At 64.8% G+C, this 12,998-nt stretch carries 10 protein-coding genes and 1 pseudogene; 1 reads left to right on the forward strand and 10 read right to left on the reverse strand.

The window, feature by feature from the left end:
- Positions 1-57 precede the first annotated feature (57 nt).
- The 5 genes and pseudogenes from QM712_RS23035 to QM712_RS23055 all read right to left on the reverse strand — a co-directional run bounded on the left by QM712_RS23035 (position 58) and on the right by QM712_RS23055 (position 6,330).
- A complete protein-coding gene (locus QM712_RS23035; RefSeq protein WP_415025481.1) occupies positions 58-1,941 on the reverse strand; it encodes an alkyl/aryl-sulfatase in 1,884 nt (627 codons plus the stop codon).
- A 289-nt stretch (positions 1,942-2,230) separates the two neighbouring features.
- Entirely contained in the window at positions 2,231-3,514 is a 1,284-nt protein-coding gene (locus QM712_RS23040) for a TRAP transporter large permease (protein WP_415025482.1), read from the reverse strand.
- A 240-nt stretch (positions 3,515-3,754) separates the two neighbouring features.
- A pseudogene (locus QM712_RS23045) lies at positions 3,755-4,270 on the reverse strand (TRAP transporter small permease); the annotation flags it as partial.
- 89 nt (positions 4,271-4,359) lie between these two features.
- Positions 4,360-5,361, reverse strand: a complete 1,002-nt coding sequence (locus QM712_RS23050; RefSeq protein WP_415025440.1) for a TRAP transporter substrate-binding protein — start codon at positions 5,359-5,361, stop codon at positions 4,360-4,362.
- Between the two features lie 198 nt (positions 5,362-5,559).
- The gene (locus QM712_RS23055; RefSeq protein WP_415025441.1) at positions 5,560-6,330 is read right to left on the reverse strand and encodes a methyltransferase domain-containing protein; all 771 of its coding nucleotides are present in this window, start codon (positions 6,328-6,330) and stop codon (positions 5,560-5,562) included.
- Between the two features lie 143 nt (positions 6,331-6,473).
- Here QM712_RS23055 and QM712_RS23060 point away from each other — a divergent pair, with 143 nt between their 5' ends.
- The gene (locus QM712_RS23060; RefSeq protein ID WP_415025483.1) at positions 6,474-7,217 is read left to right on the forward strand and encodes an SDR family NAD(P)-dependent oxidoreductase; all 744 of its coding nucleotides are present in this window, start codon (positions 6,474-6,476) and stop codon (positions 7,215-7,217) included.
- A 201-nt stretch (positions 7,218-7,418) separates the two neighbouring features.
- On the opposite strand, the gene QM712_RS23065 is transcribed toward QM712_RS23060, so the two are convergent.
- Genes QM712_RS23065 through QM712_RS23085 form a run of 5 tightly spaced genes read right to left on the reverse strand, consistent with a single transcriptional unit; the run spans position 7,419 to position 12,998 of the window.
- Positions 7,419-8,624: an ABC transporter substrate-binding protein gene (locus tag QM712_RS23065; protein WP_415025442.1), complete on the reverse strand. Its 1,206-nt coding sequence runs from the start codon at positions 8,622-8,624 to the stop codon at positions 7,419-7,421.
- A 28-nt stretch (positions 8,625-8,652) separates the two neighbouring features.
- Positions 8,653-10,359 carry an AMP-binding protein gene (locus QM712_RS23070; protein WP_415025443.1) on the reverse strand — a complete coding sequence of 569 codons (1,707 nt, stop codon included), beginning with the start codon at positions 10,357-10,359 and terminating at the stop codon, positions 8,653-8,655.
- Entirely contained in the window at positions 10,346-11,098 is a 753-nt protein-coding gene (locus QM712_RS23075) for an ABC transporter ATP-binding protein (protein ID WP_415025444.1), read from the reverse strand. Before QM712_RS23075 ends, QM712_RS23070 begins: the two co-directional genes overlap by 14 nt.
- A gap of 2 nt (positions 11,099-11,100) precedes the next feature.
- On the reverse strand, positions 11,101-11,859 hold the full coding sequence (locus QM712_RS23080; RefSeq protein ID WP_415025445.1) for an ABC transporter ATP-binding protein: 759 nt from the start codon (positions 11,857-11,859) through the stop codon (positions 11,101-11,103).
- Entirely contained in the window at positions 11,856-12,998 is a 1,143-nt protein-coding gene (locus QM712_RS23085; RefSeq protein ID WP_415025446.1) for a branched-chain amino acid ABC transporter permease, read from the reverse strand. Before QM712_RS23085 ends, QM712_RS23080 begins: the two co-directional genes overlap by 4 nt.

Raw genomic sequence — 12,998 nt, forward strand, 5'->3', positions numbered from 1 at the left:
GCGGAGGGATTCTGGATTTCTTCGCTACGCTCGCAATGACGAGAAGGCGATGGTGCGCTACGTCACCACCGCGCGCTTAGGCTCGACGATCTCGAACATGCGCGGGAATTCGTCCATCAGCCCCATCAGCTCGGCGAGCCGCATCGGATTGCCCGCGAGCTTGATCTTGCCGGCCGCCACCGCCTCGGGAAAGCTCGTCAGCTTCGCAATCACCTCATCGAGCGTGGCGCGCGCCAGCGTGAAACTGGCATCGGCCCCGCCCGCCTGCACGCCCTCGGTGTAGGTGAGCGCGCAGTTCTCCAGATTGAGCACGAAGGTCTCGCCCGTATCGGAAAAGCTCCAGTTCAGCACGATGTGCTTGCCCTCGGCCTTCGGGCCGTTGAGGCGGACGCCGAGCACGTCCCAGAGCTGCTCGGTGCGCAGCGCCGCCAGCGTCTCGCGCGGCATCGGCGGGCGCGCCGGGGTCTTGGGCATGCCCTGCCGCAACTCCTGGGCGCCGAACAGATAGGCGTTGCGCCAGGTCGAGCTTTCGGCGGCATAACCGAGTTGCTCCAGCGTGTCGGCGAGCAACGCACGCGCCGCCGCGTTGTCCGGCTCGGCAAAGACGAGATGTCCGAGCGCCTGCGCGACGAACCGGAATTCGCCCTTGGCAAAATCGGTCCGCGCGCGCGCCAGGATCGCGTCGGCGCCGCCCATATACTCGACATACTTCTTGCCCGACTCCACCGGCGGCAGCGGATCGAGATTGACCGGATTGGCGTCGTACCAGCCGAGATATTTCTGATAGATCGCCTTCACATTGTGGCGGATGTGGCCGTAATAGCCGCGGCCGTGCCAGGCGCCCTCGAGACTCTTCGGCAATTGGATCGTCTCGGCGATCTCCGCGGCCGTCAGCCCGTGGTTCATCAGCCGGATGGTCTGATCATGCGCGAATTTATAGAGGTCGCGCTGCTGCCGGATCATGGTGCCGATCCGCTCGCGCCCCCACACCGGCCAGTGATGCTGGCCGCACATCGCCTCCGCCTTGCCGTCCCACAGCCGCAAGGCCTCGTTGAGATATTTCGACCAGGCCAGCGCGTCGCGCACATCCGCGCCACGGAACGGCAGCAGATTGTGGAAATTGTGCGTGCAATTCTCGGCGAGGTTCAGCAGCTTGTAGCGCGGGATGAAGAAATGCATCTCCGCGGGGGCTTCGCTGTTCGGCGCCATCTGGAATTCGAATTCGACACCGTCGATCACGCGCCGGTCCCCGGTCGCCATGATCAGGTCGGTCGGGCGCAGCAGCGCGACGCTGCCCGCCGCCATCGACTTGCCGAGGCCGCAATCGACCTGCCCGCGCACACCTTTGGCGAGGAACGGGCCGAACTGATATTGCGCACGGCGCAGCATCGCGGGGCCGGCGATGATGTTCTCGGAGACCGCGTGCTCCATGAACAGGTTCGGCGCGACGATCGGCACGCGGCCGGTGGCGAGCGCGTCCTCCTCCAGCACGCCACGCGCGCCGCCCCAGTGATCGGTGTGGGTGTGGGTGAAGATGACGGCTGCGACCGGCTTCGTGCCGCGATGGCTGTAGTAGAGGTCGAGCGCGGCGCGGGCGCCTTCGATCGAGGTCAGCGTGTCGACGACGATGACGCCGGTATCACCCTCGATCAGCGTCATGTTGGCGATGTCGAGACCCCGCACCTGGTAGACACCGGGCACGACCTCGAACAGGCCATGCTGCATGTTGAGGCGCGACTGCCGCCACAGGCTCGGATTGACGGTCGGCGGTGCCTGCTCGGCGGACAGGAAGCCATACGGCTTCAGGCTCCAGACCGTCCGTCCTTGCGGGCTGGTGATCTCCGCGTTCTCGATCGTGCCGAGAAAGCCGCGCGCGGCGTCGTCGAAATCCCGCGTGTCGGAAAATGGCAGCGCGCTCAACATCGCCGCCTGCTGCGCGATGACGGATGGCGTTGCGTCCTTCGGCTCTAAGCTGGATGCCTCGGTCATGTCTGTCCTCCCGGCCTGTCGGGCGGCATCTAATCGCATCTCATGGGCGATTGCCATCGCCAGTGGAGGCAGCAGAAATGTATTTCCCTTCTCCGCTCGCCGGAGGGGCTGACGCGAAGCGCCGGATCAGCGGTATCGCTGCGCAAACTCAGTCGTGAGAGGCGCTCGGGGAAAGATGCCCGCTCGCCCGGCTTTGCGACCGCGAGGCCACCCTCCCCCACAGGGGAGAGGGTGCGGCAACTCAGTGCATGCCGAGCACGCGCGGCAGCCACAGCGTCAAATCGGGCCAATAGGTCACGATGACGAGGAAGCCGAGCATGGTGAGCAGCCACGGCATCACGGCCCCTGCCAGATCCGTGATCCGCATGCGCGCGATCATGGACGCGACATAGAGGTTCAAGCCGACAGGCGGATGGCAGAGGCCGACCTCCATGTTGACATCCATCACGATGCCGAAATGCACGAGGTCGATGCCGAGCTTCTTGGCCGCCGGCGCCAGGATCGGCGCCATGATCAGGATGATCGAGTTCGGCTCCATGAAGTTGCCGGCGAGCAGCAGCAGCACGTTGACCACGAGCAGGAAGCCGACCCAGCCGAGATTCTGCGCTGCGATCCAGTCGGCGAGCGTCGCCGGCAGGTTTTCGTTGGAGAGCACGAAGGAGAACAGCACCGCGTTGGTGACGATGTAGAGCAGCATCGCGCTGGTGTTGGCGGCGCGCAGCAGCACCCGCGGCACCTCAGAGAACTTGATCGCCTTGTAGACGAACACGGCGATGACGAAGGAGTAGACTGCAGCCATTGCCGCCGCTTCGGTTGCGGTGAACAGGCCGCTGTAGATGCCGCCGATGATGATGACGACCAGCATCAAGCCCCAGATGCTCTCGCGGAAGGTCCGGACCGTGTCGCCCCAGCTCGCCTTCGGCAGCCGCGGATAGTCGCGCTTGCGCGCGAGCCACCAGGTGACGATGCAGAGCATGGTCGTCAGCAGGATGCCGGGCAGCAGGCCGGCGACGAACAGCGCCCCGATCGAGGTGTTGGTCGAGACCGCGTAGACGATCTTGGGGATCGACGGCAGCATCAGGATACCGAGCGAGCCCGCAACAGTGATGATCCCGGCGCCGAAACGCATGGGATAGCCGTGCCGAACCATTTCGGGCAGCACGATCGCGCCGATCGCGGCGACAGTCGCCACGCTCGAACCGCAGACCAGCGCGAACATCGCGCAGGCGACGATGCCGGCAAGGCCCAGTCCGCCATGCCAGTGGCCGATCAGCGACGTCGCGAAGTTGATCATCCGTCGCGCGACGCCGCCGTGGGTGAGGAAATTGCCGGCGAGGATGAAGAACGGGATCGCCATGATCTCGAAGCCCTCGATGCCCGTGAAGAGCTTCATCGAGACCGCCTCGATCGGCACCGTGGTCAGCGTGAACAGGAACGTCATCACGGTGAGACCGAGCGCGATCGAGACAGGGATGCCGGTCAGCATGAGCGCGATCAGCAGCGCGAACACCGTGACGGCGCGCATCCAGTGCGGCAGCAGGATGATTCCGGTCTTCTCGGCAAGGCACAGCGCAAAGATCAGGATCGGCGCCATGATCAGGATCACGCCCAGCGGCGAGACCTTCCGTGCGGCGGCGCGGGTGGCGGCGCCCGCGGGTTGCGGATGCAGCGCGGGCGAGACATCGGCTTCCACGCCATCGACGTGGGCTTCGTCGTGATGCGGCAGGTTGCCGGTCCAGTAATAGGACCACGAGACCTGCAGGAAGCGGAAACACATCAGGCCCGAGCCGAGCGGGATCGCCAGATAGACGAACCACATCGGCGCTTCGAGGTCGTTCGACTGCTGGCCGGTGTGGAACATCTCGCGCACGAAGGAGGCGCCGAAAGCGGCGATCATGCCGGTGAACAACGCGCCGCACAGCAGCGAGAACAGGATCACGTGCTTGCGCGAATGCTCGGGCAGCCGGTTGACAAGGAGATCGACGCCGACATGGATGCCGGTGCGCACGCCATAGGCCGCGCCGAACTTCGCCATCCAGATGAACATGTAGATGCAGAGTTCCTGCGCCCAGGACAGGTCGAGCTCCGACAGGAAGGTGAACAGGCCCTGCGCCAGGGCGGCAAGCCAGGTCAGTCCGTGCGCGCTGGCCCATCTCGCGAAGACGATCGATTCGCCCGCGCCGTAGCGGTGCACGACGGCGATGAAGATCAGGCCGGTTGCAGCCGCGATGAGCGTCGCGATCAACCACTCTTCGAGATGATTGAGCGCCTGATTGAGCACGCGAAGCAAATCAAAGTCCCCCTATCGATGCGAAACGGCCGGAAGTGCGCACACTCCCGACCGTTCGTATTGCTCTCCCGGAAAACGCGTCAGTTCATCTTGACGTCGAGTTCCTTGGCGACCAGATCGAGCACTTCCTGCCCGACCCGGCCCTTTGCCCATGTATAAGTCGGCCGCATCGCATCCTGCCATGCCTTGCGGTCAGCGTCGGTCAGGTAGTGCAGCGTCGCCCGGCCCGATTTCTTGATCTCGGCCAGCGCGTCCTCGTTTTCCTGATGCGCGATCTGGTTGGTGTATTCGGTCGCATCCGCCATCGCCTTTTCGAGTTGCGTGCGGATGTCCGGCGGCAGGCCGGACCAGAACTTCGAGTTGACGATGACGGCATATTGCAGATGCGCGTGATAGGACACGGTGATGTCCTTCTGCACTTCGTAGAATTTCTGGGTCAGGTAGTTGGACGCGGTGTTCTCGCAGCCGTCGACCACGCCGGTCTGCAGCGCCTGGTAGACTTCGGAGAACGCCATGATCTGCGGGATCGCGCCGAGGATACGGAAATACTGGTCGGCGATCTTCGATCCGGAGATACGGAATTTCAGGCCCTTGAAGTCTTCCGGCTTGATCAGCGGGCGGCTGGCGGAGACCATGTGGAAACCGTTGTCCCAATAAGCGAGCCCGGTGATGCCCTTGGCTTCGAGCTTCTGGAACAGCCACTTTCCGACCGTTCCCTTCATCGCGTTGGAATAGGTCGCGTCGTCCTTGAACAGCCAGGGCAGATCGAGCGCCTCGAACTCCTTCACGCCGAGCGGAGCGAACTTCGCGGTGGATGGTGCCAGCATCTGCACCGAACCGAGCTGCAGCGCCTCGATCTCTTCCTTGTCCTTGTAGAGCGAGGAATTCGGATAGACCTCGATCTTGACCTTGCCGTCGGTGTACTTCTCAGCCAGTTCCTTGAACTTCAGCGCACCCTTGCCCTTCGGCGTGTCGTTGGCGACGACATGACTGAACTTGATGACGATCGGGCTCTGGGCCTGCACCATGGCCGGAGCCAGAGCAAGCGCGGCCGCGGCGACCGCAAGAAGCAGTTTGCGCATGAAGGACCTCCCCAACAACCTCGGAAACCGGGTTCTTTTTTGTTTTCCGGCTTCAGTAGTGGCAGCAATCGGCCACACGAACAACTAGACCTAAGCCCAATTTGACGCAGTCAGACCGTCTTGACGAGTGTTGTATTGACCGACAGGCGCCCGCCCAGCTTTGTGGGGCGAGCGCATGTCGGCATCGGCGCCGCGCGATTACCCCTTGCGCTGGGCGACCATGAAAAGACGCCGGAACGGGAACAGCGTCTGCCCCGCTCCATTCTTCGGATAGGCCTTTGCCACCCGCTCGCCATAGGCCGCTTCGAAGGCCGCCTTCTCTTCGCCCTGCAACACGTCGAGGTAGCGCGTCAGCCAGGTGCCCTTGGTCCATTCCTTCACGGGATTGTCGCCTTCGAGGACCTGGAGATATTCGGTCTCCCAAATATCGATGTTCTCCGAGAGCGGCGCGAGCACGTCATGATAGAAGGCCGGTCCCTCGACCGGCGGCGGGGTGACGAGGTGTTCGACCTTGGCCCGCCAGGGTCCGTTCAGCGCGGTCTCGCCGATCAGGACATGCGAGGGAGCGGTGAAGTTGCGCGGCATCTGCACCGCGAGCATGCCGCCGGGCACGACCTTCTCCATCACCGAGGGGAAGAGTGCCGCATGATTGGGCAACCAGTGCAGTGCGGCATTGGAATAGACCAGATCATACTGCTTCGCGGGACGCCAGTGGCCGAGATCCTCATGCGACCATTCCACGTCGGGCGCGGCCTTCCGGCCGGCGGCCACCATCTCGGCCGAGCCCTCGACGCCGGTGACGACGGCGCCCGGCCAACGCTCCTTGATCAGTTTCGTGACATTGCCAGCCCCTGCCCCGAGATCGGCAATCGCGCGCGGCGCGAAATCCGGAATCCGCATCAGCAGGTCGATGGCGGGCCGGAGGCGGTGGCCCGAGAATTTCAGATATTGCTGCGGATCCCATACCATCGTTCAAGCCTTTTCTTTTTCGTATTTCCTTCGCGAGGCCCCTTGGTTACCACTGCTCCTCCCGGTCGGGCAAATCGCCGCACCCGGGACACATCAGGAAATGAACGCCAAAACGCGAAAAGCGAACAAGAGAGCGTGTGAACATGGACCTCGGGCTCAAATCGAAAACCGCAGTCGTCACGGGAGCGAGCATCGGCATCGGCCGCGCCATCGCAAAGGGCCTGGCCGCCGAAGGCGTCCGCGTGGTGGGCGTGGCCCGGCGCACCGATCTGCTCGCCGAACTGGTCAAGGAGGTCGGCGGCGGGCTGATCACACCGCTCGAGCAGGACGTCATGGCCAAGGACGCGGCCGAGAAGATCGCCGCCTTCGCGCTCGGGGAACTCGGCCATGTCGACATTCTCATCAACAATGCCGGCGGCAGCCGTCCCCTGCCCGTCGATGCGCCCGACAGCAAATGGGACGAGGCGATCGCGCTGAACTTCACCAGCTACCGCCGCATCGCGCACGCGCTGCTGCCGCAGATGATCGAGCGCAAATGGGGCCGCATCGTCAACATCACCGGCAAGTCCGAGCCGGAAGGGCTCAACGCGGCGTTCGCGGCGAAGGCCGCAGTGCATGCCTGGGCCAAGGGCCTGTCCCGCGAGATCGGCGAGCACGGCATCACCATCAACTGCATCCCGCCCGGCCGCATCATGAGCGAGCAGATCCGCCGCAACTATCCGCCGGATTATCGCGAGCGTTTCGCGGAGGAAGAAATTCCAGTGGGGTATTGGGGCGAGCCGGAGGACCTCGCGGCGCTCGCGGTGTTCCTGGCCTCACCGGTGGCGCGCTACATCACGGGGACGGTGATCCCGGTGGATGGCGGCTTGCGGAGGTATCAGTTCTAAGGCCTCACGGGCCCGCGCGAAGGCGAACAATGCAGCAATGGCAAAGGCGCGGCCGCTGACCGCGCCTTTTCCACGTCCCGCGCTTCTCGTATCCCGGACGCGATGCGGCGCAACGTGCTTCGCAGAGCCGGGCACAAGAAGTCATGCAGGCGCCGGCGGCGATGCCTGACGTCTTCCATCAGGCATCGCCGTCGTCATCGACTACTTCTCGGTCTTGTAGGACTGATTCTTCGCGATCGTGACCCAGCGGCCGTTCTTGATCTGGCCGATGGTCGCCGCGGAGACGCCGAGATGGTTGTCCTTGGAGAACGACACCGGCGCGCCGCCGAAGATGTCATCGAAGACCTTGCCCGATTCCATCGCGGCAATCAGCGAATCCGTGGTCAGGTTCTTGCCGGCGAGGCCTGCATAGAACGCGAACGCCATGGCGCCGTCATAGCCCGAGGTCGATTGCAGGTTGGGATCGACGCCGAACATCTTGCGGTAGGCCTCGATGAATTCCTTCACCTTGCCGGTCGCGGTATCCGGATAAAAGATCTCGGTCTGGCCGACACCGAAAATGCCCTCTGCGGCGTCCTTGCCGAGTTCATGCAGGTCCGGCACGTAGCTCGGCGACGACACCACGAACAGCGGCGTCCAGCCGAGCTTCTTGGCGGCCGTGACGATGCCGACGGATTCGCGGACCACAGAGCCCAGCGCGACGAGATCGCAGCCGTCAGCCTTCATGCGCGCGACCTGCGAATTGAAGTCGGTCGCACCGCGCTTGAACGACACGCGCGTTGCCTCCGGCACCTTCAGGTCCTTGAGCTGGTCTGAATAGGCGTCGGTGAAGTTCTTCCCCATCTCGTCGTCCTGATAGACGATGCAGGGCTTCTTGATGCCGTTGTGCTCAATCACGTATTTGATGCCGAGCCGCATGGTGTCGTAGTACGGGCTGAACATGTTGAACTTCAGCCTGTCCTCGGGCTTGGCCGGGTCCATCTTGAAGGTGAATTCGGCGGCGGTGATCGGGAACAGATGCGTCAACCCGGCGCCCTGCACCAGCGGCATCGGCGCCAGCGTGGTCGCCGAGCCCATCGCCGATACGATCGAGAAGGCCTTGTCGAGCTCGATCAGCTTCTGCGTCTGCAGCACCGCCTTCTTCGGATCGTAGCTGTCGTCCTCGAGGATCAGCTTGATCTTGCGGCCGTTGATGCCGCCCGCGGCGTTGATCTGCTCGACCGCGAGCTTCATGCCTTGCGAAGCCGGAACACCCCACGACTTGATCGGTCCGGAGAGATCCATGTGCGTGCCGATCACGATCTCCGTGTCGGTGACGCCCTGCGTCTTGAACTGTGCGAGCGCGGGCTGCGCCGCCAGTCCCGTAAGCGCGACGATCGCGGCTGACAAAAGGAAACGTGACGTCATGGCTGATAATCCTCCCTGGGGCTTCTGGTTATGCGCTCTGTGAAATGGCGCCTTCTTCGACGGAACGATCTTCCCGGCACAGCAGCCGGCGGCGCAGGACGAGCATCGCGCTGAGTTCGGGATCACCGGGACCGAGCGAGCGCTCGATCAGGGTGAAGTCGTCGATCCTGACGGGTGCGCGCGTGTTGGTCTCCGCGATCACCCGGCCGATCAGCGCGCGGATGTCCTGCGAACGGCAAAGGCTAAGGAAGTGCGTGAACGGGATGCTGTTGTCCTGCGCGAACTTGATCACGGGATCGGGGTCCATCAGGACGGCGGCGATCACCTGCCCGCGCGCGTCACGATGCAGGAAGGCATCGGCGACATAGGGCGATGTCACGAGATCGGCTTCGCTCGCGAGCGAGGCGGCGCCGCCGCTGCGATCGAGGAGATCCGCGAGCCGGCCGGCGGGATTGGCCTGCCCGGCCGCGCCCGCATGGACGACATCGCCGCTGTGCCACCAGCCGTCCCGGACCGCGTTCGTGCCCTCGCCGGCATAACCGACGAAGAGTGTATCGGACCGCAGCCGGATCTCGCCGGACGCGAGCGTCTCCAGGGTCACGCCGTCGAGTGTTCTGAACGCGCCGCGATGCACCGCGAGCGTGACGGCCCCGCCCGACTCGGCATGGCCATAGGCATCGGTCAAAGGCCGCCGGATCGCCGCGAACCAGGCTCCGACATCGGCGCGCGACGGTGCGCCGGTGGTGACGCAGAGCCGAGCACGCGACAGGCCGATACGGCTGCGGAGCGGCGCCAGGACCAACGCATCCAGAAGCGGATTCGGCCCGTCGCTCCCGGGCTTCAGGGCGAGCCCGATCATGCGGCGCTGGAACGCCGTCGCCTCCGCCGCGGCCAGCTCGACTCCGGATTTCAGCTTCCCCCACAAGCGCGGCGGCGCCTGCACGACGGTCGGCTGCAATTCGCGGAGATCGGCGAGCGCGGTCTCACGGCTTTCGGGGAAATTGAGGATGCAGCCTGCCAGCAGCGAGGCGTAGACGCCGACGACGCGTTCCATCACGTGATGCAGCGGCGTCAGCGACAGGCGCTCGTCGCTGGGGCCGAGCTGCAACTCGCGGGCCGCGCGCGCGGCCTGCCGGCCAAGCGCGGCCTGGGTCAGCAAAGCGCCGCGCGCCGGCGCGGTGACGCCCGACGTCATCACGATCGCCGCGATCGCCGCGTCGGCGGGTACGGCAACGGGTTCGGCGTCCCCACCGCGCGCCTGCAGCTCCGCCAGGGTCATCACATGATCCACGCGCGCGCCATCGTCCCATTGGTCGTGCATGACGACGATCAACCGCAGTCCCGGGCAGCGGCCGCGAATGCCGAGCGCCCTGTGCAGATGCGCGTCCCCGGCGACGAAGAGAATGGAGACGCCGAAGAGATCGACGAGACGCGCCAGCTCGTCGCTGTCGGCATCGGCGTCGAGACCCGCCGAGACGCCGCCGGCCGCCATGATGCCGAGATCGGCCAGCACCCAATCCGCGCAGGTGTCGCCGCAGACGGCCGCGACGTCCTTGTCCCGCAGGCCGGAGGCGCGCAAGCCGCGCGCGATCGCGGCAATGCGTGCCGCCGTCTCGGTCCCGCTGAGCGGCTGCCAGAGCCCATAGCGCTTCGAGCGCATCACCGTTGCGCCGCCATGGGCCGCGAGCGCCGCCGCAAGACGTGCCGACAGGGCCTCGGGTTCAGCGCCGCCCATGACCACCTTCGCTGTGCATACCCAGATAGAATTCGCGCACCTGATCGGACTGCAGCAGGTTGGCGCAGGTATCGTGCATCACCACGCGGCCGACCTCCAGCACATAGCCATAATGCGCCGTCTCCAGCGCCATCTTCGCATTCTGCTCGACCAGCAGGATCGAGACGCCCTCCTCGGCGTTGAGGCGGCGGATGATCGTGAAGATCTCCTTCACCAGCAGCGGCGAGAGCCCGAGGGACGGCTCGTCCAGCAGCAGCACCTTGGGACGGCTCATCAAGGCGCGGCTGATCGCCAGCATCTGCTGCTGGCCGCCGGACAACTGCCCCGCGATCTGGTTCTGCCGTTCGCGCAACACCGGAAAATAGTCGAACACCTTCTCCAGGTCGTCGGAGACGTTCTTGCTGTCGTTGCGGATGTAGGCACCCATCCGCAGATTGTCGCGAACGGAGAGGAACGGAAACACCTCGCGTCCTTCCGGCACATGGCTGATGCCGAGCCGCACGACCTTGTCCGGCTCCATCGCGCGGATCTTCCGGCCCTCGAACTCGACCGTCCCCTTCACGGGATCGAGCACGCCGGAGATGGTCTTGAGGATGCTGGTCTTGCCGGCGCCGTTGGCGCCGAGCACGGTGACGATCTGTCCCTGCATGAGATCGAGGCTGATGCCGCGGATCGCGGTGATCGGACCGTAGGTGCTTTCGACATTGGCCAGTCGGAGGATCGGTTGCGTGCTGCCCATCGTCATGCCCCGAGATAGGCCGCGATGACGTCGGGATGGCCCTGCACCTCGGCGGCGGTTCCGAGCGCCATCATCTTCCCGTAGTTCAGCGCGAGCACGCGGTCGGACACCCGGCTGACCAGCGACATGTCGTGCTCGACCATCAGGACCGTGACGCGCAGGCGGCGGTTGATCTCCAGGATCCATTCCGCCATGGCATTGGTTTCCTCGACGTTGAGCCCGGACGAAGGCTCGTCGAGCAGCAGCAGCGTCGGACCGACGCACAGCGCGCGGGCCACCTCGATCACCTTGCGGACGCCATAGGGCAGATTGCCGATCGTGGTGTCGCGGTATCTCTGCAGCCGCAATACGTCCATCACCTCCTCGGCGGCGCGCCGGTGCGCGACCTCCTCGGCGCGGACCTTCCCGGTGCGCAGGATGTCCTGCCAGGCGCGCGTGGTCGAATGCCGGTGGCGCCCGACCAGAAGGTTCTGCAGGGTCGAGGCGCTCTCGAACAGCTCGATGTTCTGGAACGTGCGCGCGATGCCGCGCCCGGCGATCTGCTGGGCCGAGAGCCGCGTGACGTCCTCGTCGCGGAAGATGATCTGGCCCGCGCTCGGCGTGTAGAGCCGGCTGATGAGATTGAACAGCGTGGTCTTGCCCGCGCCGTTCGGGCCGATGATGGTGAAGACCTCGCCCTCGTTGATTCCGAACGAGACGTTGTCCACGGCCGTGAGGCCGCCGAACTTCACCGTCAGGTTCTTGACGTCGAAGAAGGTCATCGGCGCTCGGACTTCAGGAACATGCGGGGCGGACGGGCGCTGCGTTGCCGCGCCAGCGGGAACTGTTTGAAATAAGCCTTCACGCGCTGCCAGCGGCCGTCGAGGCCCAGCGGCTCGTGGATGATGAAGACGATGATGATGATGCCGAAGATCAGCGACTTCAGGCCCGGCGCGTTGACCACGCGCAGCACGCCGGCCTGGACGGCCTGGGTCGCGGCGTCGGGCAGGTACAGGCCGTGCGTCACCATGTCGGTCCACAGCGGCAGCTTGTCCTTGAGGATGATGAGCAGCGGATCGGCCATGATCATGAAGATCGCGCCGAACACCGCGCCCCTGAGACTGACCAGCCCGCCGATGATGATGATCATGACGAAGTCGATCGACACCGACAGACTGAACATCTCGGGCGAGATGAACGACATCTTGTGCGCATAGAGCGCGCCCGCGATTCCGGTGATGCCGGCGGACAGCGCGAAGGCGGTGGTCTTGTAGCGCGCGGTGTCGATGCCCATGCTGCGCGCGGCGGTCTCGGAGTCCCGGATCGCCATGAACGCGCGCCCGGTCGAGGAGCGGATGATGTTGATGGCGGCGAGGATCACCAGCACCGTGACGAGCAGGCAGAGGTAGTAGAAGCCTTCCGTGCCGAGCTTCAGTCCGAAGAGGGACGGCGGCTGCAGCATCAGGCCCTCGTTGCCGTTGGTGACGCTCTCCCACCGCGCGATGATCTCCTCGACGATGAAAGCGAAGGCGAGCGTCGCGATGGCGAGATAGATTCCGTGCAGGCGCAGCGCCGGCAGGCCGACGAGATAGCCGGCGATTCCGGTGAAGACGCCGGCGAGCGGCAGATAAAGCACCAGCGGAACGCCATGCTTCTGCGCAACGGCGGTGAAATAGGCACCGATCGCGAGGAAGGCGGCGTGGCCGATCGAGACCTGCCCGGCCTGGCCCGAGAGGATGTTCAGCGCTACCCCGACGATGGCGTAGATCATGATGAAGACGAGCTGGCTGAGATAATAGGATTCCAGCAGGTAAGGCGCGGCGATCAGGCCTGCGATCAGCACGGCATACCAGAAGACTGCGGCCTTCGACGGAAACAGCGGATCGCTGTCGCCGTAATCGGTGCGGACATGATGCGCCAT

The sequence above is a fragment of the Bradyrhizobium sp. genome, assembly GCF_047605465.1.
Classification (GTDB): Bacteria; Pseudomonadota; Alphaproteobacteria; order Rhizobiales; family Xanthobacteraceae; genus Bradyrhizobium.

Bases quoted from the DNA above. Each gene is read 5' to 3' on its own strand.
- QM712_RS23040 (WP_415025482.1), bottom strand. From the start codon at position 3,514: ATGCGCGCCGTCACGGTGTTCGCGCTGCTGATCGCGCTCATGCTGACC.
- QM712_RS23070 (WP_415025443.1), bottom strand. From the start codon at position 10,359: ATGGGCGGCGCTGAACCCGAGGCCCTGTCGGCACGTCTTGCGGCGGCG.
- QM712_RS23050 (WP_415025440.1), bottom strand. From the start codon at position 5,361: ATGCGCAAACTGCTTCTTGCGGTCGCCGCGGCCGCGCTTGCTCTGGCT.
- QM712_RS23085 (WP_415025446.1), bottom strand. From the start codon at position 12,998: ATGGCGCATCATGTCCGCACCGATTACGGCGACAGCGATCCGCTGTTT.
- QM712_RS23065 (WP_415025442.1), bottom strand. From the start codon at position 8,624: ATGACGTCACGTTTCCTTTTGTCAGCCGCGATCGTCGCGCTTACGGGA.
- QM712_RS23080 (WP_415025445.1), bottom strand. From the start codon at position 11,859: ATGACCTTCTTCGACGTCAAGAACCTGACGGTGAAGTTCGGCGGCCTC.
- QM712_RS23075 (WP_415025444.1), bottom strand. From the start codon at position 11,098: ATGGGCAGCACGCAACCGATCCTCCGACTGGCCAATGTCGAAAGCACC.
- QM712_RS23055 (WP_415025441.1), bottom strand. From the start codon at position 6,330: ATGGTATGGGATCCGCAGCAATATCTGAAATTCTCGGGCCACCGCCTC.
- QM712_RS23060 (WP_415025483.1), top strand. From the start codon at position 6,474: ATGGACCTCGGGCTCAAATCGAAAACCGCAGTCGTCACGGGAGCGAGC.